The organism is Parvularcula lutaonensis (assembly GCF_014651915.1).
GTDB classification, from domain to species: Bacteria; Pseudomonadota; Alphaproteobacteria; order Caulobacterales; family Parvularculaceae; genus Parvularcula; species Parvularcula lutaonensis.
In genome coordinates this window covers 314,143-340,040 of the sequence record NZ_BMXU01000001.1, presented here as the reverse complement: position 1 = coordinate 340,040, position 25,898 = coordinate 314,143, and the positions used below count along the sequence as shown (strand labels likewise).

Here is a 25,898-nt window from a genome sequence, read left to right as displayed (position 1 = left end):
GTCCCCAGCTCGCGGTCATGGCGAAAAGCCTACTGCAGTTCTCCGTTCAATTGAATAGGCACGGGTCGCAATCAGTGAGCGATTTTGCCAGCTTCCCAAAACTTATCCCCGCTCCTTCCAGCCAGCGTATCCTGTCCGTCCCTGCTGCTGGTCAGGACAATCCGGGTTCGTCACGGTTTGGCAGCGGGGCGGTGTTCCTCGTCGCTACGGATGACAATCGTGCCGCGGGGACGAGGGCTTAAAGTGCTCTGTGGGGCGCTCGCAGAGCGTGCCCAGGACCAAACAGTGCTTCCTATGACTTCCGGGCGTCAGCCTCGCCCACCCGGAAGGACAGAGGGTGGAGTGCAGCGAGACCCGCGCCTCACCGCCCCTGAAGAAAAGTGCCGAACGCGAAGGTTCCGACGGAGCTACTAAGATCGCACGACCCGCCGAGCGTGCTCAGCATCCCGGAGCCTTTCGAGCAGACGACGGATCCCGCGTAGCTTCATCGGATCTGACGTCAGGATTGGCCACCAGGCAAGACGAGCCGCTGGCAACCTGCCTTCTTCCGACGCGATGACCGAAAACCCGAAAATATACTGTCCAACAGTCGCCGTCCGGCTGCGAATGGCCCACCAGAATTAGAAAAACAGGAACCCAAACGTTAAGACTAGCGATGCAAATACGATCAGCAAGTCTGTAGGCAACACATAATCCCTGCTGAACTCCCACGCGAACTCTCCAGAATTCAGCGCTTCCACGGCCACAAAGAAAAATGCGAGAAACGGGAGGGTGATGCTCAGCGAGATGAAAAAATCGGTATACGCTGCCACCAAGCGTCGGCGCAGACTGGCTGGACCGTCGATCACCTCTGCCACGGCTTTTCGCGGGACAAAGAAGGACAGGCGAAAAAGCGACACTCCAGCCACCATCGCTGCCGGAGAGGTCGACCCTCGGGTCACGCACTCACTATTCACGCAGTTGACCGACATCGTCGCCTCAAGACCGAGGGAGGTCGAGAGCACCAAGACCAACAGGGCCAAGAACGCAAAGAAACCTCTTCCCACGGAAGCTAGCGCCGCTTCAACCCGCCGAGTAGGCCCCTGATCAGCTCACGGACCAAGGTGCCCGAGGCCGTCCGTGCTGCCTGGTTGATCGCGCGCTCCGTGGTCGTCATGCGTGAGGAGCGTCGGCGTTTCGTTGAGCGCTGGCGCTTCTCCCGTACCGTCTTGGTCTCGGCCTTTTCCGCCTCGCGGGCCATGCGTTCGGCCCTTTCGGCCAGCATCTCGTGGGCCGAGCGGTTATCCACAGGCTTGGCATAGATGCTGGAAAGCTCATCGTCCCTCAGGATCGCCTTCCTTTCCTTGTCGGTCAGCGGCCCGAGCCGTGACGCAGGCGGACGGATCAACATGCGCGAAACAGGGGTCGGGATGCCCTTCTTCTGGAGGGTCGAGACCAGCGCCTCGCCGACACCCAGCTCGGTGATGACCTCGCGCGTATCAAATGCCGGGTTCGGACGAAAACCGTCGGCCGCAGCCTTCACCCGCTTCTGCTGCGCAGGGGTGAAGGCGCGGAGAGCGTGCTGGATCTTGCTGCCAAGCTGCCCGGCCACGTCATCGGGAATGTCGCCGGGATCCTGCGTCGCGAAGAACACGCCGACGCCCTTCGACCGGATCAGGCGGCAGACCTGCTCCACCTTGTCGAGGAGCGACTTGGAAGCTCCATCGAAAAGGAGGTGCGCCTCGTCGAATACGAAGACAAGCTTTGGTTTCTCCGGGTCACCGACCTCCGGCAGCTCTTCGAACAGCTCTGACAGCAGCCAGAGAAGGAAAGCGCCGTAGAGCCTCGGCGCCATCATCAACTTATCGGCCTTCAGGACATTGATGATACCCTGTCCGTCACGGGTCGTTCTCAGAAGATCTCTGACGTCGAGGGCAGGCTCACCAAAGAAGAGCTCGCCCCCCTGGTCCTCGAGCTGGATCAGCCGCCGCTGGATCGCTGCCACTGACGACGGCGAGACGTTACCATACATCGCCGAAAGCTCGGCCCTCCGTTCACTGACATGGGCCAGCAGCGCACGCAGGTCCTTGAGATCGAGAAGCGGCAGCCCATCCTCGTCAGCCACCCGGAAGGTGATCGCCAGCACACCTTCCTGCGTATCGTTGAGGTCGAGCATGCGTGACATGAGCAGCGGCCCGACCTCGGTCACCGTCGCCCGGATCGGCAGGCCACCCTCGCCGTAGAAATCCCACAGGCGCACAGGGAAGCTCTTCCCGGTATACCCCTGCAGCCCGATCTTCTCCGCCCTCGCGTGAAGGAAGTCCTTGTCTCCCCCTTCCGCCGCAAGCCCGGCAAGATCACCCTTCACGTCAGACACGAAAACAGGAACCCCGGCCGCACTGAAATGCTCCGCCATGATCTGCACAGAGACAGTCTTCCCCGTCCCCGTCGCCCCGGCGATCAGCCCGTGGCGGTTGCACATCTTGAGAGGCAGCTCGACACCAGCCCCCATATGATCAGCACCAAGAAGGATATGGTCGTCGGATTGTTTGAGCATCACCGGGACCCTAATACAGTCCGAAGAGGAGATTGAGCGGTGGGAGAACCGCGACTAGGAACCAAGCCGCAGAGCCGAGAAGCTTAATCCAGATCGGCATCCTTGAAGCGACCAACGCAGCGAAAATCACGCTGACAAAGAAAGGAGCTGCGATCCAGATCCAAACACCGTCGTAGGCCAATTCCGGTGCGATATTGACGTGCAGCCAATATGCGCCACTACCAAGAAGGCCGAGCACGAGCACAGCTAAAACCGTCAGCACACGGGCGAGCACTAGATATGCACCACCCGCCCGAACGCATCGAGCGCCGATTCATGCATCATCTCGCTGAGCGTCGGGTGCGGGAAGACCGTGTGGAAGAGGTCCTCCTCCGTCGCCTCGAGCGTCATCGCGATTCCGAAGCCCTGGATCAGCTCGGTCACTTCCGCGCCGATGCAGTGGGCGCCGAGGAGCTCACCGGTCTTCTCGTCGAAGACGGTCTTGATGAAGCCTTCCTGCTCGCCCAGCGCGATGGCCTTGCCGTTGCCCTGAAAGGGGAACTTGCCGACCTTGACCTTGCGCCCCGCAGCCTTCGCCTTCTCTTCGGTGAGGCCAACAGAAGCGACCTGCGGCTGGCAATACGTACACCCCGGAATGCGCTTCACATCGAGCGGATGAACAGAGTTCGAGCCGGCGATCTTCTCGACACAGATGATGCCTTCATGGGACGCCTTATGCGCCAGCCATGGCGGGCCCGTGAGGTCCCCGATAGCGTAGACGCCCTTCACGCCGGTCGACAGCCACTCATCGACAACGACATGGCCCTTCTCGACTTTCACGCCAGCCTCCTCGAGACCGAGACCTTCGGTGTTGCCCACGATGCCGATAGCGAGAATGACCCGCTCATACACGTCGGTCACGGACTTGCCGTCCTTGCCGGTAATCGTCGCCTTCACGCTGTCACCGTTCAGCTCGACCTTGTCGACTTTCGCCTCGGTGGAGATCTTCATCCCCTGCCCTTCGAAGGCTTTACGCGCAAAGGCAGAGACCTCTTTATCCTCGGCAGGCAAGATCCGGTCCAACATCTCCACCACGTGAACGTCAGAGCCAAGAGCATTATAGAAACTCGCGAATTCGATCCCGATCGCGCCGGAGCCGATCACCAGCAGCTTCTTCGGGAAGTGGTCGGGCGTCATCGCCTCGCGCGCGGTCCAGATCAGCTTTCCGTCAGGTTCCAGACCTGCCTGCGGGATGGTCCGTGCACGCGCGCCGGTGGCAATGATCGTGTTGGTCGCGTGGTAGGTCGTCTCCTTGCCGTCTTTGCCCTTCACGATCACCGACGGCCCCGAGCCATTGGCGCCCCCAAGGCGCCCTTCGCCATCGATGACGGTGATCTTGTTCTTCTTCATCAGGTAGCCGACACCGCCAGCCAGTTGCTTCGCGATCTTGCGCGAGCGCTGGACCACGGCGTCGAGGTCGAACCCGATATTCTCCGCCTTGAGGCCAAACGCCGAGGCATGTTTCATGTTGGTGTAGACCTCCGCGGTCCTGAGCAGCGCCTTGGTCGGGATACAGCCCCAGTTGAGGCAGACGCCGCCCAGATGCTCGCGCTCGACAATCGCGGTCTTCATCCCCAGCTGGCTCGCGCGGATCGCCGCGACATAGCCCCCGGGTCCTGCGCCGATGACAATGAGGTCGAATTTCGTGTCAGCCATGACGGAACTCCTTGCGCGCAGACTAGGCGTTGCTTTCAATCAAAGTGCAGGCAGGGAGGCAACCACCATGGGCATTGATTGGGAACCCTTATGGGAGGCCCCGTGGTTCCTGCAGGTTCACGCGCTCTCGGCGCTCGGGGCCTTGATGCTGGGAACCGTGCAGCTTCTGGCACCGAAGGGGACGCTGCCGCACCGGAGCCTCGGGCTCGTCTGGATCGTCCTCCTGGTCCTCGTCGTAGCGACGTCCTGGATGACGGTCTGGATGTTCGGAGACATCCGATTTTCGCCAATCCACGTCCTGAGCGGGATCACGACGATTGGCCTCTTGGCCGGGATCGCGCACCTCGTCAGGGGCGGCCCGGACCTCAAGCGCCATGGCGGTGCGTTCAGGGCGATCTACATCTTCGGCCTTGTCATCGCCGGGGCTTTCACGCTGATGCCCGGACGGATCATGCATGAAGTGGTGTTCGGCGGATGAGCGGTTTTCAGTGGGACGACCCCTTTCTTCTCGATGAGCAACTGACGGCCGAGGAGCGCGCGATCCGCGACACGGCCCGCGCCTATGCGCAAGACAGGCTGATGCCTCGCGTCATCAGCGCGAACCGTGAGGAGCGCTTTGACCGGGAGATCATGACCGAGCTTGGCGAAGCTGGCCTTCTCGGCGCGATGGTCGATCCAGCCTATGGCGGTGCTGGTGTGAACCACGTCGCCTACGGACTGATCGCGCGGGAGATTGAGGCTGTCGACTCCGGCTACCGCTCGGCGATGTCGGTGCAGTCGTCGCTGGTCATGTATCCGATCGAAGCCTTCGGCAGCGAGAAGCAGAAGCAACGATACCTACCGGGCCTCGCCAGCGGCGAGTTGGTCGGCTGTTTCGGTCTGTCCGAGGCCGATGGCGCCTCAGACCCCGCCAGCATGCGGACCACCGCCGCGAAGGCCGATGGCGGATATGTGCTCAACGGCGCGAAGATGTGGATCACCAATTCGCCGATCGCGGACCTCGCCGTGGTCTGGGCCAAGCTCGACGGTAAGATACGCGGGTTCGTTGTCGAGCGCGGGACGAAGGGCTTCGAGACGCCGACGATCAGGGGAAAGCTATCCTTGCGTGCCTCGATCACCGGCGAGATCGTGCTCCGTGACGCTTTCGTGCCGGAAGACAATTTGCTGCCAGGGGTCCGTGGACTGAAGGGACCTTTCTCCTGCCTCAACAAGGCCCGCTACGGCATTTCTTGGGGCGCCATGGGGGCGGCAGAGTTCTGCTGGCGCGCGGCGCGGGACTACGCCATGGACAGGAGGGTTTTCGGCAAGCCGATCGCCGGGACACAGCTCGTGCAGAAGAAACTCGCCGACATGCAGACCGAGATCGCCCTTGGGCTGCAAGGCTCCCTCCGTCTTGGCCGGATGCTGGACGAAGGGACAGGATCGCCCGAAGCCATTTCCCTGATGAAGCGAAACAATTGCGGCAAGGCCCTCGACATTGCGCGCGTCGCTCGCGACGTGCACGGAGGGAACGGTATCAGCGAGGACTATCACGTGCTGCGCCATGCTGTGAACCTCGAGACCGTGAACACCTATGAGGGCACCCACGACATCCACGCCCTCATCCTTGGCCGGGCAATGACCGGGCTTCAGGCCTTCTCCTGAAGCCCCTCGTCACGCATCCGGTCGCGCTGAACGGTGAGGGCATTCCGAGAGCTCAATGGCAGATCGGGAAATCGGACCCTTTGCGCGGACGCGAAAGGTTGCTATGCGGCCCTTCCTTTGCGGGTATAGCACAATGGTAGTGCAGCAGCCTTCCAAGCTGAGGATGCGGGTTCGATTCCCGCTACCCGCTCCATTTCACCGATTTGACATCGCCTCGAGACGCGCGACCGCCGCTTCCAGCCGGTCGGCAAGATCTGCTTTCTGCGGCTCGGCTGTGGGCATGAGCACGCCGTCCGTGGCCTTGAGCAGCATGGCGAGCGCTGCGGGCTCATCGTCCTGCTTGCCAGACCGAAGCATGGATCGGACCGCGTATTCCATCGTGCCGAAAAAAAGGTCCCGTAGGAGACGGACCGGCGCCTCGGGGGAGAAATCCCCGCGGTCGATGCCCCGCTCTATGATGCCGTCGAAGATCCGGACATAGGCGCGCTTGTCCGTGGCATCACTCGTGTCGCCACTGCCATAGTGGAGAACGAAACTAAGCTCGAAGAGCTTCCAGTCATCGAGGATGCGCCGCAGGGTGAACTGCGCAAGGGCCGCGAGCTGGTCCCGCGGTGTGTCCACTTCCGCCACGACCCGCGAAGCACCCTCGGTCAGGTCTTCCCAGTGCCGGGTGACGACGGCTGCGAACAATGCCTCCTTGTTCTTGAAGTAGAGATAGAGCGTGCCTTCCGCGACCCCCGCCGCTGCCGCAATGTCGGCCATCTTCGCTGCCTGCATGCCGCGCTCATGGAACATCTTGCGCGCCGCAGACACGATAGCCTCCTCCCGCTCGGCAAGCTTCTCGCGTTTGGTCTTTGTCCGGACGGTCATAGGCCCATCTGCCTGACCGCGAGGTCCTTCATGATCTCCTCAGAACCTCCGCCGATCGCCATGACTTTCACCTCGCGGTAGATCCGCTCGATGCGGTTGCCCCGAAGGTAGCCTGCCCCGCCGAGAATCTGCATGGCCTCCGAGGCGACATGCTCGAGGGTCTTGGTCGCGAAAAACTTTGCCTTGGAAAGCTCCGCCACCGGCATGTCGCCTTCATTGATCTGCCAGCAGATCTGGTTCGTATACGCCTCGAGCGCATCAATCCTTGCGCTCATGTCCGCGATCTTGTGGCGGATGACCTGGTGCCGGATCAAAGGCTTGCCGAACGTGACCCGTTCCTTGGCCCAAGCGATCGAGTCCTCGAGGCAGACCTTCGCCATGCCCAGCGAGCCGGCGATCAAGCCGAGGCGTTCGAGATTGAAATTGTTCATGACGACCATGAATCCGGCATTCTCCGGCCCGATCATCGCATCGGCAGGAACGAAGACATCGTCGAAGTAAAGCGTCGCCTGGTCCGAGCACCACCAGCCCATCTTCCTCTCAAGGGCTGTACGGGTGAACCCTTCCGCCCCCCATTCGATGAAGAAAAGGGACACTCCTCCCATCCCCTCGCCGCCCGTCCGTGCACCGATGACGAAATAATCGGACGTCATCCCTCCTGTGATAAAAGTCTTCGAACCGGAAATCCTCCAGCCGTTACCGTCCTTGCGGGCGGAGGTCTTGAGGTTGGCGACATCGGACCCGCCACCGGGTTCCGTGATCCCCAGGGAGGAGCCCTTCCGCCCCGAGACGATCTCGGGAACGACGCGGTCACGGATTTCGGGGCTTGCGAACTTGACGATCGGGTCGATCGAGATCGTCCGCCCGCCGAGAGCCGCCCCGACACCCCCCGCCCCGCAGGCGGCAAGCTCCACGGCCCAAATGGCACGCATGAAGGCATCGTCAAAACCGAGGCCACCATGCTCCTCGGGAATGCCGAAGCCAAAAACGCCCAGCTCGGCGACCTTTTGGTGAAGCTCCCACGGGATTTCGCCTGCTTCGTCCCAGCCGTCCGCAAAGGGCGTGATATCCCGCGCAACAAAGCTCCGCACGGTGTCCCGGAAGGCCTCGCGCTCCGGCGTATCGAAAGGGTTGCGCATGGCCTGCTCCCGCGGTTTGAAGTCACGCTCAGAAATAATGAGGGTTGCTCATTCGGTTCGTCAAGGGCATGGTCAGCGCGGCCAGAAGGAGGCTTCGATGATCAGGATCGGCGGTGCGAGCGGCTATTGGGGCGAAAGCGCGATGGCGACGCCACAATTGCTGGAAGCCGGCGTCGATGTCCTCGTCTACGACTACCTTGCAGAGATCACGATGAGCCTCCTTGCTCGGGCGAAGATGAAGGACCCCGAGGGAGGCGGCTACGCCAAGGACTTCGTCAGTGCCGCGATGAAGCCTCACCTTGCCGAGATCGCCGAGAAGGGCGTGAAGGTGGTCAGCAACGCCGGAGGAATCAATCCGCAGGCCTGCGGCAAGGCTCTCCGGGAGCTGATCGACAGGGCTGGCGTGGACCTGAAGGTTGCCGTGGTGGAAGGCGACGACCTGAAACCCCGGCTTGCCGAGATTGCCGAAGCTGGCGTCAAGGAGATGTTCTCCGGCGCACCTCTTCCCCACCCAATGACGGTGGTCAGCATGAACGCCTATCTCGGTGCTTTCCCCATCGCCGCGGCGCTCGATGCTGGCGCGGACATCGTTGTGACGGGACGCTGCGTCGACAGCGCTGTGACTCTCGGCGCGCTCATCGCGCATTATGGTTGGCAGGCTGAAGACCTCGACTTGCTCGCCGCCGGCAGCCTTGTCGGGCACCTGCTTGAATGCGGCCCGCAGGCGACGGGCGGGAACTTCACAGACTGGCGTGATGTCACGCGACGTGCCGCCATCGGCTATCCGGTCGCTGAGGTAGAAGCCGACGGAACCGCTGTAATCACAAAGCCCGGCGGGACCGGCGGGCTTGTCAGTCGCGGCACGGTGACCGAGCAGCTGGTCTACGAGATCGGAGACCCGTCCGACTACGTTCTTCCCGACGTGCGCTGCGACTTCTCTTCGGTGCAAATCGAGGAAACCGGGAAGGACCGGGTCCGGGTCAGTGGGGCCAAGGGTCGTCCGCCCCCTCAAGAGCTCAAGGTCTGCGCCACACACGTCGCAGGATGGCGCGGTGGCCTGACGCCGACCTTTTATGGCTTCGAGGCTTCGGAAAAGGCCGAAGAGTTCGCCGCCGCGACACTAGCCCGGGCGGAGGAGACCTTGCGCGCAGCGAACCTTGCTCCTTTCACTGAGGTCTCGGTCGAAGTCATCGGCACAGGGACGATGTTCGGCGAAACGGCACCTGCGGATGAAGTCGTTCTCAAGCTTGCCGCGCGCCACCCTGAGCAGGACGGCATCGCTGTTTTGCTCAAGGAAGCCGCGGGCATGGGGCTGGCGACACCTCCGGGCCTCTGCGGCTTCGCGGGCGCGCGGCCCAAGCCTTCGCCAGTGGTCCAGCTCTATTCCTTCCTCATTGACCGGAGCCGCGTCGAGGCAACCTTTGACCTTGGCAGCGGACCGCAACAGGTTCACCAGCATACACCGTCCGGAGAAGCAGCTCAGGTCAACGCTCCGACCCTGCCTCCCGCGCAGCGGACGGATGACATGGTGAGCGTGATGCTGATCGAGGCGGCATGGGCACGTTCCGGCGACAAGGGCGACAGCGCCAATGTCGGCGTCATTGCGCGGCATCCAGATCTGCTCCCCTATCTCTGGGAGCAATTGACCGAAGGCGTTGTTGCTGAACGCTTCGCGCATGTCCTCGAAGGCGACGTTTCCCGTTTCGCGATGCCGGGACCACACGCTATCAACTTCCTCCTGACCCGGAGTCTCGGCGGCGGCGGGATCGCGTCCCTGAGAAATGATCCGCAAGGAAAGGGTTTCAGCCAGATCATGCTGACTATTCCAGTCGAAGTGCCCGAGAGCCTGTTGCGCGAGGCGTGGTCATGAGCGTCTATTCCAGCCGCATCGATACCAACTCCGACGGGTTCGCCGAGAACCGCAAGGACATGCTGGCTCTCATCGAGCGCCTGCAGGAACTCAATGCGCGGGGGGCAAGGCTCTCGGCATCCAAGGCGGAGAAGTTTGAGAAGCGCGGCCAGCTCCTGCCAAGAGAACGGCTCGCAAGGCTACTCGATCCGGGGATGCCCTTTCTCGCGATCGGCAACCTCACCGGATATATGGTGGACACGGACAAGGAAGAGCGCTCCGTTCCCGGATCGACCATCATCGCAGGGATTGGCTATGTCTCCGGCCGGCGCTGCGTGGTGACGGTCGATGACAGCGCCATCAAGGCCGGCGCCCTGACAACGGGATCGGCGCAGCGCTTCATCCGCTGCGAGGAGATCGCGCTCGAACAGAACCTGCCGTTCGTGCACCTGGTCGAAAGCGCCGGGGGCGACCTGAAAAACTATACGGTCGAAGGGTTTATCGAGGGCGGATCGATTTTCGCCAACCTTGCCCGGCTCTCGGCACAAGGGGTGCCGACAGTGGCCGTCCTTCATGGCTCTTCAACTGCTGGCGGCGCCTACATGCCCGGATTGTCCGACTACGTGGTTGCGGTCAAGGACAGGGGCAAGGCGTTCCTCGCGGGGCCTCCTCTCCTGAAGGCGGCAACGGGCGAAGTGGCCGACGATGAGAGCCTTGGCGGCGCACAGATGCATGCGGATGTTTCCGGGCTTGTGGACATGCTGGCCGAAGACGACGCGGAAGCCATCCTGATGGCGCGCGAAATTGTCAGTCGGCTTCCCGAAACCCCGGACCTTGGCGGAGAACCGTTCGAGGAGCCGGTCTACCCGACCGAGGAGCTTGCGGGCGTCGTGCCCACGGACTATCGCAAGCCTTACGATGTCCGCGAAATCATCGCCCGCATCGTCGATGGCTCGGACTTCACTGATTTCAAGGAACGGATCGGATCGGCGACGGTCTGCGTCTTCGCGTCCATCTTCGGGCAGCGGGTCGGCATCCTCGGAAACAATGGCCCGATCGACAATCCGGGCGCGCATAAGGCGGCGCAGTTCCTGCAGCTCTGTGACAGCGCGCAGACGCCAGTGGTCTTCCTGCAAAACACGACCGGATACATGGTCGGGGTCGAGCATGAACGGCTGGGCATGATCAAGAACGGCTCCAAGATGATCCAGGCCGTCGCGAACCTCCGTGTGCCGCGTATTACTGTCCAGGTCGGCGCCAGCTTTGGCGCCGGCAATTACGGGATGTGCGGAAGAGGCTTCCGCCCCGACTTCGTCGTGACCTGGCCCAATGCCATGACCGGCGTGATGGGTGGCGAGCAGGCCGGCAAGGTCATGCGGATCGTCGCCGAAGCGCAGGCTGCCGCAAAGGGAGAGGAGCCAAACAAGGAGATGCTCGCCTTCCAGGAAGCGGCGCTCAAACACATGTTCGATAACCAGGCGGACGCCTTCACCACATCGGGCCGCAATTGCGACGATGGCGTGATCGACCCGCGCGATACGCGTCGGGTCCTGGGCTTCCTGCTCGCAACCTGCCTCGAAGGACGGGCACGGACGTTGCAACCCAATGCCTTCGGCGTAGCAAGGATGTGACGATGACGGATCTTCCTACTAGCAAGGTACTCAACGCTTCCGTCGAGGGCGGTTGGCTGACCATCAAATTCGACGACCCCGCCCGGAAAAATGCCCTTTCGCAGGAAATGTCACGCGATCTCTCATCCGCGCTCGCCGCCGTGGCGGACGACCGTTCCGTCCGCGGCATCACGCTCCGTGGCGAAGGCGGTGTGTTCTGCGCAGGGGGGGACCTGAAGGGAATGGCAAAGCATATCTTTTCGGGCGATCTTGAGGCGATTGCAGCCATGAGCCGGGCTGGCGGCGACCTTTTCGATCAGGTGAAGAACCAACCACAGCCCATCCTTGCACTGATCGATGGACCGGCATTGGCGGGTGGCCTTGGCCTCGCCTGCTGCGCCGATATTGTCGCGGTGACGAAGGCAGCAAGCTTCGCGTTGACCGAGACCCAACTCGGCATCCCACCTGCGCAAATCGCTCCGCACGTGGTGGCAAGGATCGGGCTACCCCAGGCAAAGCGCCTGATGCTCACCGGTGCCAAGTTCGATGGCGAGGAGGCCTTGCGGTTAGGGCTGGCTGACAGCCTTGTCCCCGATAGTCATGGTCTGGACGATTTCGAAGCAGCGATCCGCAGGCAGGTCCTGCAATGCGCTCCCGCTGCCAATGCGGCTACCAAGAAGCTCGCCCTCGCATCTGTTCGTCTTCCAGCTGAGGAGATGAAAAAGCTGGCGGCGGAGATGTTCACCGAATGCCTCCTCTCTGAGGAAGGCCGGGAGGGCATCGCGAGCTTTGTCGAGAAGCGCAAACCGAGCTGGAGGCAGGATGGCTGAACGGTTTACCTCCCTCCTCGTTGCAAACCGTGGCGAGATCGCCTGCCGGGTCATCCGGACCGCGAAGGCTCTCGGCTACCGGACGGTTGCCGTCGCTTCCGAAGCTGATCGCGATGCTCCGCACGCGAAGCTTGCTGACCAGTGCATTGTCATCGGGCCCGCGCCTGTGGGCCAGTCCTATCTCGACGCAGAACGGATCCTGAAGGCGGCGAAGGAGAGCCGGGCGGAAGCTATCCATCCGGGCTATGGCTTCCTCTCCGAGAACGCGGATTTCGCGCGCGAGGTCGAAGATGCAGGGCTCGTCTTTGTAGGTCCTTCCCCCGAGGCGATCGACCTGATGGGTGACAAGGCGCGCGCGAAACGCGCGATGATCGCCGCCGGTGTCCCGTGTATCCCGGGCTATGAGGGGGAGGAGCAGGACGAGGAGCGCTTCGTCCGCGCAGCCGAAGAGGCTGGGTATCCTGTCATGGTCAAGGCAGCTGCCGGCGGTGGCGGAAGAGGTATGCGGATTGTTCGCAACCCCGACGAGCTGCCAGCGGCGCTGCAGACGGCCAGGTCCGAAGCAGAAAACGCGTTCGGCTCGGGCGACCTGATCCTCGAAAAGGCCGTGGAGAACGCGCGCCATGTGGAGGTGCAGGTCTTCGGGGATGCCCACGGCACGATCATCCACTTGGGCGAAAGAGACTGCTCGCTCCAGCGGCGTCACCAGAAGGTCATTGAAGAAGCGCCTTCGCCTGCGGTCGATGAAGCACTTCGGCAGGCCTTGGGAAAAGCTGCCGTCGAGGCGGCGAGAGCCGTGAGCTATCGCGGAGCAGGAACGGTCGAGTTCCTGCTGGCGGATGATCGGCAGTTCTACTTTCTCGAGATGAACACGCGCCTGCAGGTCGAACATCCGGTTACGGAGGAAGTCACGGGGCTCGATCTCGTGGCGCTCCAGCTCAATGTCGCGCAGGGGGAGCCCTTGGGTCTGACCCAAGAAGAGGTCCGGCTCCGCGGCCATTCCATCGAAGCGCGGCTTTATGCCGAAGACCCAGCGGCCGGATTCCTTCCTGCCACCGGGCCAGTCCATCTCTGGCGCCCCGCGCCCGGTGGACGGACCGATGCCGGAATCGAGACAGGTGGAGAGATCACGCCGCATTACGACCCTTTGGTCGCGAAGGTGATCGCGCGCGGTGATACGCGTGACGAAGCGATCCGTAAATTGAACCGGATGCTGGAAGAAACCGCTCTCCTCGGCCCTGTCAGCAACCGTCGTTTTCTGATCGATCTCGTCGGGGACAAAGTGTTCCGCACAGGCGAGGCGCGGACCAACACGATCGACAGCGCTCCTCCGCCGGTTGCTATTACTCCGGACAGGGACACATTCGCTCTTGCGGCCGCGATTCAGTTCCGGACGGCTTTCGAGGAAGTCGCTGAGAAATTCCGCCTGCCGAAAGATCTTGCTGGCTGGAGCTCCGCCGAACCCATCGCTGCGCCGTTCCTCTACGAGGGGCCCGAGGGGACCATAGCCTGCGCGGTTCGCTCGTCGGAAGACGGCTGCATCGTGGATGTCGATGGGGAAGAGGTCCCGGTGGGCCAGCTGAGGCTTGCGGGGAACGAAGGCACCGCTGAGGTTGGGGACAACAGGATTCGGTTTGCCTTCGTCACGCGAGGACCAGACCTCTTCCTCTCGACACCAAGCAATGACCTTCAGCTTACGAACAAGGTGGCAACGAGAAAGAGCGCGAACGATGCCGGAGGCGTCGGGGCCGTAACCGCCGTCATGCACGGCCTTGTCACCAGCGTGTTTGTCGAGGACGGCGAGCGGGTAGAGAAAGGCCAGCGGCTTGCGACCCTCGAAGCGATGAAGATGCAGCACGAGATTGCCGCGCCGGTGAGCGGCGTGGTGACGTCCCTGCCCGCGCGGGAAGGTGCGCAGGTGGGGAGCGGCGAGCTTCTCGTGCAGATCGAACCTGATACGGAGGAATAAGATGAAGTCGCCAATCTGCGAGATGTTCGGGATCGAGTTCCCCCTCCTCGCCTTCAGCCATTGCCGCGACGTGGTGGCCGCCGTTTCCAAGGCCGGCGGCATGGGTGTCTTCGGCGCCGTGAACCACCCGCCCGAACTTCTCGAGGAAGAACTGGCATGGATCGACGAGCATGTGGACGGAAAGCCCTACGGCCTCGACCTCATCGTCCCGACATCCAGCGTCCTGCAAGCCGGGCCCGTCGACAAGGACGCGCTCCTCGGAATGGTGCCTGAAGAACACAAGTCGTTCGCCAACAAGGTCCTGGAGGACAAGGGCGTTTCGACCGAAGGGATCGAGGACACAAGGCGCGACCAGCTTCACTTCACGGACAATCTGACCCCTGACGGTGCGGGTGCGGTTCTTGATGTCGCCCTGTCGCACCCGATCAAGCTGCTTGTGAACGCCCTCGGCGTGCCGCCGCAGATCATGCTCGACAAGGGCAAGGAGCACGGCGTGAAGGTCGGTGCTCTGGTCGGCTCGGCCAAGCACGCCGCGAAACAGGTCGAAGCGGGAGTGGACGTGCTGATCGCTGCCGGCGGAGAGGCTGGTGGCCATTGCGGCGAGGTTTCGACCATCGTCCTCGTCCCGGAAGTCGTCCGCGCCGCCAAGGGGACACCCGTTCTGGCGGCGGGCGGCATCGCCACGGGCGCCCAGATGGCGGGACTGATGGCCATGGGCGCCGCCGGCGCCTGGTGCGGTTCAGTCTGGCTGACGACCGCCGAGGCAGAGACCTCCGAGTCGGTGAAGGAGAAAATGCTGACGGCAACGTCCGCGGACACCGTGCGGTCACGCTCGCGTACGGGCAAGCCTTCCCGCCAGCTGAGAAGTCCGTGGACGGATGCATGGGAATCCGAAGGACCGAAGCCCCTGCCCATGCCGCTCCAGACGCTGGTATCCGAGCCAGCGCTGCGAAAGCTCGACAAGCTCGCTGATGGCGGCCACGAGGGCGCCAGGGAGCTCTCCACCTACTGGGTTGGCCAAGCTGTTGGCCTGATGAATGAAAGGGAGACTTCGGGACAGGTTGTCCAGCGCTTCAAGGAAGAGTTCGCAGAGGCGTATGAGCGCCTGACCGAGGCACTCGGAGAATGATCGAGGAAGCCGAATTCTTCCTTGCCGAGAGCCGGGCCTTGGGCCGGGTGATCGCTGAGAGTGCGCTGCCCTTTGACGAACCAACGCTGTTCAAGGACTGGACCCCGAACCAGATCCTTCGACACCTGCACATGTGGAATGGCGCCGCGCTGTTGAGCCTTCAAGATGCTGACGGCTTTATGGCGATGCTGAAGGAGGCCATGCCGAAGATGATGCAAGGCGGCATGCGCGGCTATGAAGACGACCGGTTCAGCGGCCTCGCCGGTGAGGACTTGCTTGAGGCCTGGCTCGAGGGCGCGGAAGAGACGGCGGACGCCTTCAGGGTCGCCGACCCCGAAGCCCGCCTTCCCTGGGCCGGCCCACCGATGAGTGCCCGCTCGTCGATCTCTGCGCGGCTGATGGAAACATGGGCCCATGGCCAGGCGATCTATGATGCAGCCGGGATCGAACGGCAGGATGAGGACCGGATCTATCCGATTGCGGAGCTTGGCGTGAGGACCTTCGGCTGGACCTACACGGTGCGCGGCGAGCGGAAACCCGAGACGAAACCGCATGTCGTCCTGACGGCTCCTTCAGGGAAAGTGTGGCGGTTCAACGACGAACGGGACGACGAACGGATCGAGGGACCAGCGACGGCCTTCTGCCAGGTCGTGGCCCAGACACGGAACATCGCAGATGTTCCCCTGAAGGTCACCGGAGCGGTGGCGAAGGACTGGATGAGCAAGGCCCAGTGCTTCGCCGGGGGTGCGGAAACCCCTCCACAGCCCGGCATGCGCCGTATCCGGAAGAACGGAGACTGAGGAATGAGCGAGCACAGGACATCTGGCGAAATCCCTATCGCCTACGAGGTCGACGGGCCCGACGGCGCGCCTGTCATCATGATGCTGAACGGGCTTGGTATGCAGTTGACCCAATGGCCACAGTCGATGCTCGAAGCGTTCCATGATGCCGGTTTCAGGACCGTGCGGGTCGATAACCGCGACGTTGGCCTGTCCGGACGGGTGACGGGCGGCAAAATCCCCAATCCCTGGGTGCAGATCGGCCTGGGGCTCTTCGGCCTTTCGGCAGGCGCGCCCTACTCCCTGGCTGACATGGCGGATGACGCGGCGAGCGTGCTCGATGACATGGGCATCGAAAAGGCCCACGTCCTCGGCCTCTCCATGGGCGGGATCATCAGCCAGATGTTCGCCGCGCGCTACCCTCAGCGTACGGAGACACTCACGCTCTTCATGACCACGACGGGAAACCGCTCACTGCCCCTGCCGAGCGGCGAAGCACGGAAGATCCTGATGGGGCGCGATCCCGAACCCGCCAGCATCGATGAGGTCGTGGATCGGATGGTCGCGAAATGGCAGTTCTTCATGACGGCTGACGGTGGCATGTCCCTCGAGGAACTCAGGGCCTTCCACCGGGCGGCTGCAGAACGCGGCATGGACCAAGAGGGCTGGCAGCGGCAGATGGCAGCGATTCTCGAAACCGGGGACCTGCGCAAGCACAGCCGGACCATCAAGGCACCGACGCTGGTCATTCACGGAACCGAGGACAAGCTGGTCCCGACAGCCGCCGGAAAGGACGTCCACGCCAATATCGAAGGCTCGCGTCTCGAATTGATCGAAGGCATGGGGCACGATCTTCCGCCGAGGCTGCATGGCCGTCTTTCTGACCTCGTTCTCTCTCACCTCAAAGGCGATCGGTCACAGGCGGCTGCCTGAGGCGCCCCATTCCGTCCGTATCCATACTCAGAAGCAGCCATGGGTGACAGGCAGGACTGTCGGGAATTCATGGCTCGAGAGCGGAAGACAACCGACAGGACACCCCCTACCAGTGACGGCGCCCGCAGGCGGGCGTCGGGTCCGGAAGCCCATGACGTTCAGGGCAAACCTCGACGCCCAGGACTATGACATCACAGGGCGTCCCCATGTTCCCGGGGTGGCGTTCGGGTTCTAGGATGGTTTTCGGTACACGAAGCTGTTGCCGAAGCGGTGCGTCTCTTCAAAGCCGTGCTGCTCAGCAAGCTTCCTGCGCATCGAGAGGATCGGCCGGACACCGGTCATGCTCGGGTGGAACTCGATGGCCAGTTTTTCGACACCGGTAAAGTCAGCATAGTCGATCAGCTCGACTTCGGCCCCCTGAATGTCGATGACGAGCACATTGGGTTTTATGGCCATCAACTCGTCATTGAACGGAACGACAGGGACGTCCACCGCCGTCGTATCCTCTCCGTCAGGATCATAGACCGAGGAACGCGAGAATTTCTTGGCGACGTAGAACGTCCTGCTCGACGCTTCCGGCCCGACCATGCACATTCGAAGCGTCGGGCTGACATTGTTCAGGCGGTAGTTTTCGCGAATGACCTCCTCGAGCGCCGGGTTGGCCTCGAAGGACGTGACATTCTCGGAACCGATCGCGCGCGACGCGGCAATCGCCACCATGCCGATGCCGCCGCCAAGCTCGACCATCCGGTCACCAGGTTCGAGGATGAGATCGAGGATCTTGCGCTCCTGCAGGACGTGCTTCCCGGCCATCAGCTTCCGGATGTTCGCCTTGGCCATGCGTGGGTCGATACGGATACGGAAGCCATCGACCTCGACGACCGATCCGTAAGGAGGAATCGGGTCTTCGACCTGCGCAGCGTCCTTGCCCCTGAGCACGGCACGCGCAGCCTTGAACGTCTGGGGGCTGGCCTTCTCCCAATTCCTGGCGATGGCATTCGTGACGACGAAGGCCTGCTTTTTCGCAAGCTTGCCGCCGTAGCGCGTCACCAGTCCGACGCTCCGCATCATTTTCGCGGTTGGAGTCGCCCCTGCGTTCTCAAGCATCAATCCTGCCCTCCTGGCTGGGCATGGGCGAACGGCCGCCTGCGGCCCCTCCCCTGTATCCGTCCTGGCCGAACGACCAGGACAACGAAACGTTCCCCGCCAAACTGCGAAGAAGGTGAAAGTCTTCTGCGAAGCGGCGCTCGAGACGACGGCGCATTTCATCGGGAAGAGAGGCTTTGCGGTTGTCCGCCGTGTGCGTCACCCCCTGGAGGCCAATTGCGCGCATCGCCGCCGGGGTCTTCTTCAAGACCGGTCGCAGGGCCGGAAACCGAGCAAGGCTCCGCAACATCGGCGGGACGACGTGGCGTTCGGCGGACGCGTTCTCGCGCCGAAGCTCGAGCGGATGGTCTGTGTCAGCCCCAACGAAGCTACAAATCTCGGCAAGGGTCGCTGTTGGTTCAGAGAACAGCCTTGCGCTGTCAATGACCTTGATCTGCTCTTCGGGGAAGTGCTGCCGGAAGAGATTGAGCTGGTGGCCATAGAGGCTGGCCGCGACATAGCCATCATCCGCGCCGATGGCTCGGGATGGGTTCCGCCATTCAGCACCTGTCACGAAGCGGTGCCGGTAATGCGAGGCGAGGCGCTCGAAAGGGTCTCTCACGAGGTAAACGAGCCGGACCTCAGGAAGCATCCTGGCTATTCTCGAAGCCGGGCAGGCATAGACGGGATCGCGCGTATAGGCGTTCGAAAACTCTCCGGAGACGGCCGTGCGCGGGGCGGCCGCGAATTGGCTGCGATACCACCCCTCGCCGCGCCTCCACCGGTGCTCAATTGTGAAAAAGCGGAGTTCCTTCGGCGCCAGGAAGATGCCCGGATGGTCGGCGAGCGAGCTGTAAAGGCTCGTCGTGCCGCACTTCGTTCCGCCTATCACGATAAAGCTCGGCCGCATGCAGGTGCGATACTCCTCCAGCCCGAACGCGACCAAACCAGCTTACGGTGCAGCAAACTGCCCCCACGAGGATCACACTTGGGTTATACCTCGGCCAATAGCCGGAAAAGGTTGATTAACAAGCTGTTGATTGCCGCTTGTCAATGCAATCATTTCGGTTCGTCTCTGTTAGACGATAAGCGCGGGACGGGTCGATCCGGCGAGGGAGAAGTCCGTGGGTCATTTGCAGGCGAGCGAGAGCTACAGCGTCATTGTCCCCGCAAGGAATGCGGAGAACGAGATCGCTCGTGTCATCGATGCAGCCCTGTCGGCCAAGCCGGCTCCGGCAGAAGTGATCGTTGTCGACGATGCCTCAACCGACAACACTGCGGAGATCGCGAAAGCCTCCGGCGCTCGCGTGGTGTCACACGGTGGCGACAAGCCTATCGGACCTGCCCGCGCCAGGAACCTCGGGGCACAGACGGCGACCTGCGACCTCTACCTGTTCCTCGACGCGGATGTGGTCATCCACCCAGAAGCCCCGAATCATTTGATCCGGGCGCTCCGTCACGATCCGAAGATCGCGGCTGCTTTCGGCTCCTACGGTGCGTGGCAGGCCTGTCCGAATATCGCAGCGCGCTACGCCAATCTTCGACACCACTTCTTCCATCAGTCCGGCCGCCGCGAAGCAAAGAGCTTCTGGACCGGGCTGGGCATGGTCCGGGCGTCGGCATTCGCGCATCTTCGGGGCTTCTCCGACAAGATCGAGAAGCCGGCGATGGAGGATGTCGAGATCGGGCTACGTTTTTCGCGGGCCGGATACCGTGTGCGACTGGTACCGCAAGCCCAGGGAACGCACCTCAAGAATTGGACCCTTCGCCAGCTCTGGCGAGATGACATCGTGTCCCGCGCCCTGCCCTGGTCGACCCTGATCGTGCATGGGCGCGCGCCGGAGGTCCTGAATGCCCGGAGCGGTGAAAAGCTGAAAGCTGTTCTGGTCTACGCCTCTGCTCTCTTGCTGGCACTGTCTCTGTTCGTGCCTGGTGCTTTGCCCTTCGCTGTCTTGTTCGCTTCAGTTTACGTCGCAATGAATCTCCCGTTCTTCTGGCTCTTGCTCAAGCGCGGCGGGGTCAGGACGTTCGTTCCCGGAATATTCCTGCACGCCGCTTACCATGCCTATTCGAGCACGGCCTTTGCGCTTGTGTGGTTGAACAGCGCGCTGCCTCTGCCGCCACTTCTGGCCCGGCAGCACGTCGCCCTCATGGAAACCGACTACCCGGCCGACCAGTAAAAGCCCCGGGCCATCGCGATATGAGACAGAACGATGAGCATGGAGCGCGCAAAGCGGTGCTTTCCACCTGCGCGGAAGGGAAAACTGATGAGATCGGCATAATAGTCCGGGCCTCGCACATGGAGCGGCGGAGCATCGCCCGTCACCTTGAGCTTGTCAGACATCTGCCGTGCACCACGACCATAGTTGGTGTGCTGCTCCCAGAAACCGCGCAGGTCGAGTTCGTGACGATGGTGCACGAGTGCGTCGTCGGCGCGGACCGTTTGCTTTCCTGCGGCCCGCCAACGGATGCAAAAGTCCCTGTCCTCGGACGAGATCCTCAGCGCTTCGTCGAACCCGCCCAACGCGAGGAACGCTTCGCGATGACAGGCGAAATTGTTCGAGGTGAAGAAGGTCAGCTCCGTCGTGTCCTCGAGGAAGCCGTAGGCGATGATGTCCTGACTGGCTGCGGCAAAAGGGTTGCCGGTGAGGGCGTTGACCACCAGACCGCCTGCAAGCCGGTCGGGGTGCTCTGCGAGGCTGTCGGCGAAGGCTTCGAGCCAACCCTCGACGGGCCTGCAGTCATCGTCGGTGAAAGCGAGAAACCTTCCCCGCGCCTCCCGTGCTCCGCGGTTCCTGGCAGCGCCAGGACCTTTATTGGCCTGACGAATGACGCGGACATCAATGTCCGCCTGCGACCTATCGAGCACCGAGGCCACCGGCTCGTCGCTGCCATCGTCCACGACGATGACCTCGAAGCTCGGTCCACGGAGCGAGGTCAGAGCATCGATGCACCCGCGTATCTCGCCCGGCCTGTTATAGGTCGGGATGACGATAGAAAAATCTGGGGTCACGCGGAAGCTTTCCTCGGTTCGAGCCACGCTGCAATCCGCTTCTTCAGCGGCAGCGGAAGTGCCGTGTTGCCGCAATGAAACGCTATTTCAGCAGCACTCGGACGACCTTCACGGAGCGCCGTCTTCAGAAGCGGAATGAAAGCGCCATGATCGCCGGCCCGGCTGGCCGCGAGGCTGGCGGATGTCAGAAGAAAAGCAGCGAAGCTCCGGTCGGTGAAGAGCTCGCGCCTTGCGATCGCCCAGTCCCTTTCCCAGCTCCACCGAGCCTTATGGCTGACCCGAGGTCGCGTATCGTCAACAGCGTAGAGGGACAAGCATTCTTCCGTATCAGGAAAGACCAGAAAGGCACCTTCCCCTGCGACCCGCAAGAGCCAGTCAAGGTCGACCATGCGGGGCAGGTCCTTGTCGAACGGAACGCTGAGGAACAGCGCCCGTGCGGCGAGAAGCGTGGATGTCTGCACAGCGCCCTCGACGCTCAGGCTGCGATGGCGGCAGAAGATGAACTCCGAAAGGGGCTCCCCCTCTCCGGGTCGTCGGCGTGGCCAGACCAGCCTCTCGCTTTCGCTTTGAACCCGGAAAAAGCAACTGACGATCGCGCGGTCAGAGCCGATGCGGTCGTAGGTCTCGACCTGCGCGGCGAGCTTGCCGGGCATCCAGATGTCGTCGTCATCGAGAAGCGCGATGAGTTCTCCTTCGGCCGCCTGGATCGCGACATTGCGGGCCTCCGCGTTGCCGAGATTGGCGTCGGGGACGAACGCTCTTATCCGCGGATCGCTCAGCTTGCGGACGGATTTGACAGTGGCATTGTCCCGTCCATCCACCGTCACGACGATTTCAAAATCCTGAAACGTTTGGGAGCGGACGGATTCAATCGCGCGCATGACGTCGTCGGGCCTTCTGTAAGTCGGGATGACAACGGAAACCCTGGCCATAAGTCTCGCCATGCTAAGCATCGGCAATGTGGCGCCTAACCTGGAGGAAGACAAGAAATGAGCCGGAGTTTGCGTGTGGCTTTTTTCGTCGGAGCATTCCCGATGACGTCGGAGACCTTCGTGGTGAATGCCGCGAAAAAGGTGCTGGATGCAGGTCACGACCTCGACATCTATGCCGTCGATCCGCAGTTCAGGCAGACCAGCGAGGTCCAGGACACGGTTGCACGCTACGACATGGTGGAGCGGACACGGTCGCCCCACGTCCCGAATGGCGCTGGCAAGCTGGCAGGACTGGCCAAGGCATTCGGCAAAACCTACGCGCGCGAGGGTTCGAAAGCCTTCCGTCTCCTGACCACCCCGTGCCCTGACGGCCTTCGCACGAAAGCGCGCACCATTTTCGATGCCTCAGCGCTCAGAGAAGGCGCGAGCTACGACGTCATTCATGTGCACTTTGGCCAACTCTCGCACCGGGTTCTCCAGCTCCGGCGCGCAGGTCTCCTGAAGGGCAAGGTCCTCGTTCATTTTCGCGGCGGCGATATTTCTTCCTACGTGATGGCCCAAGGCGAAGACGTCTATGATGCGACCTTCCGCGACGCCGACCACTTCTGCGCCAACTCCGAGTTCTTCCGGCAGAAGGCCATCAAGCTCGGAGCGCCCGCAGATCGTTCTGACGTCCTGCCGTCAGGGCTCGATACGTCGAAGTTCACATTCGCAGCGAGAACCATGCCGACCGAGGGGCCGGTGAGGCTCATCAGCGTCGGGCGCCTGGTTGAAAAGAAAGGGTTCGTCGATGTGATCGATGCCCTTCCGAAGATCAGCACAGACAAGCCCCTGCGCTACACGATTATTGGCGACGGCCCCCTCCGGGACGAACTCGAAGCCCGTGCCCGTGCGGTAGGATTTGGTGACCGGGTCGAGTTCCTGGGTGCCCAATCGCTCGACCGCATCGCGCAAGAACTTCAAAATGCGCATATTTTCCTTGGTCCGTCGGTGACCGCTTCGGATGGCAACCAAGACGGTCCGATCAACACCTTGAAGGAGGCGATGGCGAGCGGCCTACCGGTTGTCGGCACCCGGCATGGCGGAATACCGGAACTTCTGGAGCATGGTCGATCCGGTTTCATCGTTCCCGAAAGGAATCCAACAGCACTTGCTGCCGCAGTGACAGAACTTCTCGCCTCTCCGGAACGTTGGCCTGCCATGGGTAAGGCCGGTGCCGAGAAGGTCAAAAACGACTACGATCTCGAAAGTACTGGCGAGAAAATGTTGAGCATCTACCGCTCGATGCTGGCCGAGGGAGCAAGAGTATGAAGCAGAGTTCCACACGTGCGACGGTGATCGTCACGCCGCGCGAACGCTTTGGCATGGCCAAAGCTTCCCTCGAAAGCCTCTACGAAGCGACGGATACGCCCTTTGACCTCGTCTATGTTGATGCGGGCACACCGCGCAGCCTGCGCGCATGGCTTCAGGAACAAGCCGAGGAGAAAGGTTTCCACCTCGCCCACAGCCCAACGGTCCTGCCGCCCAACGCGGCGAGAAACCTCGGATTCGAGGCCGCGAAAACGGACTACATCGTGTTCGTCGATAATGATGTGATCTTCGAAAAAGGATGGTTGGGCGCGCTGGTCGATTGCGCAGACGAGACGGGTGCGGACGTTGTCGCGCCGCTCACCTGCGAGGGCCCGGCTATCCACGAGGTCGTTCATCAGGCAGGCGGAGACTACGCGGTCGACCGGACGACGTTCTGGCGGGCGCCGCGAGGCGAACGCGCCATCGCCGACATCATGCATCATCACAAAGCCAGGCGTTCCGACCTCCCGCCCCTTGAGCGCAAGGAAACCGGCGTCTGCGAGTTCCACTGCGTCTTGGTCAGGCGCTCGATCTTCGACACGATCGGCCCGCTCGACGAGGAAATGTGCGCGACCAAGGAGCATATGGACCTATGCATGTCGGTGCACCAAGCGGGCGGGACGGTCTGGTTCGAGCCGAAATCGGTGGTGACCTACCTTTTTCCCACCAGGCAGCACGCCATGGAGATCGGCGACTTCCCGTTCTTCCTCGTCCGCTGGTCGCCGGAATGGCAGAGGCGAAGCCTTGAGCACTTCCGCGACAAATGGGGGCTCAAGAACGACGAGTATTTCGCAGGGCGCTTCTCGAAGCTCGGTTGGCGCCGTCGGGAAGGCGTGAGCAAGACCCTTCTCAAAAAGGTGCCGGGCCTTGGAACCAACCGAAACTTCGTCAATCTTGGAGCCAAGTTTGTCGATCCGGTCGCGGCCCTCACTGCCAGCACCCTCGTCTGGGCTCAGGACCAACAGAACCGGCAGAGGAAACGCATGTCGTGACGAGCGAGCAGCCGACATCCGACCGATCCCACCGGATGCGGCTGGCCGTTGTCCACACGCTGATGGCACGCCCCTTCAATATTGCGGTCATGGCGATCGGCGTCGCAATTCTCGCGCGCTTCCTGACCCCTACCGAGTTCGGTGTTTACGCGTTGGCGTTTGCCGTCTTCCAGGTTGCAGAGCAGCTTTGTCTCTTTGGCTTGAAGCCGTTTCTCGTCAGGGAACGGAAGCTCAGCCGACTCGATCTTGAACATGCGGTCGGCTTGGGTTTGACGACCGGGCTTGCGACTTTTCTGTTCTGCATCGCCGGTTTGATGCTGTTGCCCGACGGCGCGGTGCCGGAGAGTTTCGCAACCGTGCTCCTGGTCCTGATGGCCTCGCTCCTCATCCAGCCGATGGGCCTGGCTGCCGAGGTGGTGCTCGAAAGGGATCTGCGCTTCGGCTTCGTGTCGGCCCTTTCGGTGGGGCGCAGTATCACGGAGACCGGTATCGGGGCGCTTCTCGCCGTCCTGGGCTACGGCCCGATTGCCATCGCAATCGGTTTCCTCGCAGGACGGGCGGTCACCGCTGCTGGCGTCCTGATCTTCGCGCCGCAAGGGCGGGTACGCCCGCGCCTAGGCGGGTGGAAACGGTTTTCCGCCTTCGGCGCGCCTTACGCCCTGGCCAACACGCTTCCCAAGCTTGGCGGCTTCGCCCTTCTTGCGATCTTCGCAGAACTCCTGGGCGTGGCCACTGTCGGTCTCTTCAACCGGGCACAGGCCATTGTCACATTGCTCGACCGCGCAGTGATGAACGCCATCAAGCCAGCAATCATGCCGATCCTCGCCCGAGCCCTGGAAGACGGATACAGCCCTGGCGAGGTCTATGTCCGGAAGATCCAGTACCTGACGAGCTTCCTCTGGCCGATTCTTGTCGGGATGATCGTCCTGACAGAACCGCTGATCATGACGCTTCTGGGTCCGCAATGGGCAGAGGCGGTTCTGCCGGCCCGCCTTCTTCTCATCGGCGCGCTCACGACGCCGTTCACGAAGATGGGGCTCAAGCTCTACGCGACATTCGATTTCACGCCCGTCTACCTGAGAATACAGACCGGGTTCCAGGTGATCAGGCTGCTGTTTGCCGGGATCGGCGCGACCCAATCCCTGGCCTGGGCCTGTGCGGGGATCACAATCGCCCTCTTCTTAAAAATGACCGCAGTGGTTTGGGAGCTTCACCGGCGCATAACCTACGACACGGCCGAGCTCCTCGGGGTTCTGGGTCAAGGCTTGGCGATTGCGGCCGTCGCCGGTGGAGGCGCTTCGCTCGGCTTCCTCGTTCCTCCAGAGACAGGCCCGGTAGCACAGCTAACGGTCGGTCTGGTCGGCGCGGGCATGGGCTGGCTGATCGCGCTTGGTGTTCTGAGGCACCCCTTGATCGTTGACGCACGGAGCCTGCTCGCACGGCTTCCCTTCCTCGGGAAAGCCGACCCGGCACCCTGAGCGGGGCTTCTTCACCGACGAGAAAATCGAACGAGATCGTCAAAGTTTTTTCTGCGCGCTTGAG

General features: G+C 62.3%; 23 protein-coding genes and 1 tRNA gene. 14 read left to right on the top strand and 10 right to left on the bottom strand.

Annotated elements, in window-relative coordinates:
* Positions 1-620 precede the first annotated feature (620 nt).
* The 4 genes from IE053_RS01510 to lpdA all read right to left on the bottom strand — a co-directional run bounded on the left by IE053_RS01510 (position 621) and on the right by lpdA (position 4,231).
* Positions 621-911: an RDD family protein gene (locus IE053_RS01510; protein ID WP_189570779.1), complete on the bottom strand. Its 291-nt coding sequence runs from the start codon at positions 909-911 to the stop codon at positions 621-623.
* A gap of 140 nt (positions 912-1,051) precedes the next feature.
* Positions 1,052-2,536 carry a helicase HerA-like domain-containing protein gene (locus IE053_RS01505; RefSeq protein ID WP_189570777.1) on the bottom strand — a complete coding sequence of 495 codons (1,485 nt, stop codon included), beginning with the start codon at positions 2,534-2,536 and terminating at the stop codon, positions 1,052-1,054.
* Between the two features lie 10 nt (positions 2,537-2,546).
* Entirely contained in the window at positions 2,547-2,810 is a 264-nt protein-coding gene (locus IE053_RS01500; RefSeq protein ID WP_189570775.1) for a hypothetical protein, read from the bottom strand.
* A complete protein-coding gene (gene lpdA / locus IE053_RS01495) occupies positions 2,810-4,231 on the bottom strand; it encodes a dihydrolipoyl dehydrogenase (protein ID WP_189570772.1) in 1,422 nt (473 codons plus the stop codon). Before lpdA ends, IE053_RS01500 begins: the two co-directional genes overlap by 1 nt.
* 67 nt (positions 4,232-4,298) lie before the next feature.
* Here lpdA and IE053_RS01490 point away from each other — a divergent pair, with 67 nt between their 5' ends.
* The 3 genes from IE053_RS01490 to IE053_RS01480 all read left to right on the top strand — a co-directional run bounded on the left by IE053_RS01490 (position 4,299) and on the right by IE053_RS01480 (position 6,068).
* Positions 4,299-4,709, top strand: a complete 411-nt coding sequence (locus IE053_RS01490) for a DUF2306 domain-containing protein (RefSeq protein ID WP_229786011.1) — start codon at positions 4,299-4,301, stop codon at positions 4,707-4,709.
* A complete protein-coding gene (locus IE053_RS01485) occupies positions 4,706-5,875 on the top strand; it encodes an acyl-CoA dehydrogenase (protein WP_189570770.1) in 1,170 nt (389 codons plus the stop codon). Before IE053_RS01490 ends, IE053_RS01485 begins: the two co-directional genes overlap by 4 nt.
* Positions 5,876-5,994: 119 nt before the next feature.
* Positions 5,995-6,068, top strand: a tRNA-Gly gene (locus tag IE053_RS01480).
* 2 nt (positions 6,069-6,070) lie between these two features.
* On the opposite strand, the gene IE053_RS01475 is transcribed toward IE053_RS01480, so the two are convergent.
* Together IE053_RS01475 and IE053_RS01470 are read right to left on the bottom strand one after the other, a co-directional pair.
* Positions 6,071-6,745, bottom strand: a complete 675-nt coding sequence (locus IE053_RS01475; protein ID WP_189570768.1) for a TetR/AcrR family transcriptional regulator — start codon at positions 6,743-6,745, stop codon at positions 6,071-6,073.
* Positions 6,742-7,884, bottom strand: coding sequence for an acyl-CoA dehydrogenase family protein (locus IE053_RS01470; RefSeq protein ID WP_189570766.1), 1,143 nt, complete (start codon positions 7,882-7,884; stop codon positions 6,742-6,744). The genes IE053_RS01475 and IE053_RS01470 overlap by 4 nt, the downstream gene beginning before the upstream one ends.
* Before the next feature lie 97 nt (positions 7,885-7,981).
* Here IE053_RS01470 and IE053_RS01465 point away from each other — a divergent pair, with 97 nt between their 5' ends.
* The 7 genes from IE053_RS01465 to IE053_RS01435 are packed head-to-tail and all read left to right on the top strand — an operon-like array spanning position 7,982 to position 16,983.
* On the top strand, positions 7,982-9,754 hold the full coding sequence (locus tag IE053_RS01465; protein WP_189570764.1) for an acyclic terpene utilization AtuA family protein: 1,773 nt from the start codon (positions 7,982-7,984) through the stop codon (positions 9,752-9,754).
* Positions 9,751-11,364, top strand: coding sequence for an acyl-CoA carboxylase subunit beta (locus IE053_RS01460; RefSeq protein ID WP_189570762.1), 1,614 nt, complete (start codon positions 9,751-9,753; stop codon positions 11,362-11,364). Before IE053_RS01465 ends, IE053_RS01460 begins: the two co-directional genes overlap by 4 nt.
* A 2-nt stretch (positions 11,365-11,366) precedes the next feature.
* Positions 11,367-12,173, top strand: coding sequence for an enoyl-CoA hydratase/isomerase family protein (locus IE053_RS01455; RefSeq protein ID WP_189570761.1), 807 nt, complete (start codon positions 11,367-11,369; stop codon positions 12,171-12,173).
* Positions 12,166-14,142, top strand: coding sequence for an ATP-binding protein (locus IE053_RS01450; protein ID WP_189570759.1), 1,977 nt, complete (start codon positions 12,166-12,168; stop codon positions 14,140-14,142). The genes IE053_RS01455 and IE053_RS01450 overlap by 8 nt, the downstream gene beginning before the upstream one ends.
* 1 nt (position 14,143) lies before the next feature.
* Complete coding sequence (locus IE053_RS01445; protein ID WP_189570756.1) at positions 14,144-15,271, top strand: NAD(P)H-dependent flavin oxidoreductase; 1,128 nt, start codon at positions 14,144-14,146, stop codon at positions 15,269-15,271.
* Positions 15,268-16,071 (top strand): TIGR03084 family metal-binding protein, encoded by an 804-nt coding sequence (locus IE053_RS01440; RefSeq protein ID WP_229786010.1) that lies wholly within the window; start codon positions 15,268-15,270, stop codon positions 16,069-16,071. The genes IE053_RS01445 and IE053_RS01440 overlap by 4 nt, the downstream gene beginning before the upstream one ends.
* Positions 16,072-16,074: 3 nt before the next feature.
* Complete coding sequence (locus IE053_RS01435) at positions 16,075-16,983, top strand: alpha/beta fold hydrolase (protein WP_189570754.1); 909 nt, start codon at positions 16,075-16,077, stop codon at positions 16,981-16,983.
* A 231-nt stretch (positions 16,984-17,214) separates the two neighbouring features.
* Here IE053_RS01435 and IE053_RS01430 read toward each other — a convergent pair whose 3' ends face one another.
* Positions 17,215-18,054 (bottom strand): FkbM family methyltransferase, encoded by an 840-nt coding sequence (locus IE053_RS01430; RefSeq protein WP_189570752.1) that lies wholly within the window; start codon positions 18,052-18,054, stop codon positions 17,215-17,217.
* A 28-nt stretch (positions 18,055-18,082) separates the two neighbouring features.
* Positions 18,083-18,979: a sulfotransferase family protein gene (locus IE053_RS01425; RefSeq protein WP_189570750.1), complete on the bottom strand. Its 897-nt coding sequence runs from the start codon at positions 18,977-18,979 to the stop codon at positions 18,083-18,085.
* 214 nt (positions 18,980-19,193) lie between these two features.
* Between IE053_RS01425 and IE053_RS01420 the strand changes: the two genes are divergently transcribed.
* Positions 19,194-20,249, top strand: coding sequence for a glycosyltransferase family 2 protein (locus tag IE053_RS01420; protein ID WP_189570748.1), 1,056 nt, complete (start codon positions 19,194-19,196; stop codon positions 20,247-20,249).
* Here IE053_RS01420 and IE053_RS01415 read toward each other — a convergent pair.
* Together IE053_RS01415 and IE053_RS01410 are read right to left on the bottom strand one after the other, a co-directional pair.
* The gene (locus IE053_RS01415) at positions 20,231-21,082 is read right to left on the bottom strand and encodes a glycosyltransferase family 2 protein (RefSeq protein ID WP_189570746.1); all 852 of its coding nucleotides are present in this window, start codon (positions 21,080-21,082) and stop codon (positions 20,231-20,233) included. The genes IE053_RS01420 and IE053_RS01415 overlap by 19 nt on opposite strands.
* On the bottom strand, positions 21,079-22,014 hold the full coding sequence (locus IE053_RS01410; protein WP_189570744.1) for a glycosyltransferase family 2 protein: 936 nt from the start codon (positions 22,012-22,014) through the stop codon (positions 21,079-21,081). Before IE053_RS01410 ends, IE053_RS01415 begins: the two co-directional genes overlap by 4 nt.
* A gap of 57 nt (positions 22,015-22,071) precedes the next feature.
* On the opposite strand from IE053_RS01410, the gene IE053_RS01405 reads away from it, so the two are divergent.
* Genes IE053_RS01405 through IE053_RS01395 form a run of 3 tightly spaced genes read left to right on the top strand, consistent with a single transcriptional unit; the run spans position 22,072 to position 25,834 of the window.
* The gene (locus IE053_RS01405) at positions 22,072-23,325 is read left to right on the top strand and encodes a glycosyltransferase (protein WP_189570742.1); all 1,254 of its coding nucleotides are present in this window, start codon (positions 22,072-22,074) and stop codon (positions 23,323-23,325) included.
* Positions 23,322-24,356 carry a glycosyltransferase family 2 protein gene (locus IE053_RS01400; RefSeq protein WP_189570739.1) on the top strand — a complete coding sequence of 345 codons (1,035 nt, stop codon included), beginning with the start codon at positions 23,322-23,324 and terminating at the stop codon, positions 24,354-24,356. Before IE053_RS01405 ends, IE053_RS01400 begins: the two co-directional genes overlap by 4 nt.
* Positions 24,353-25,834: an oligosaccharide flippase family protein gene (locus IE053_RS01395; protein WP_189570737.1), complete on the top strand. Its 1,482-nt coding sequence runs from the start codon at positions 24,353-24,355 to the stop codon at positions 25,832-25,834. The genes IE053_RS01400 and IE053_RS01395 overlap by 4 nt, the downstream gene beginning before the upstream one ends.
* Positions 25,835-25,898: the final 64 nt, after the last annotated feature.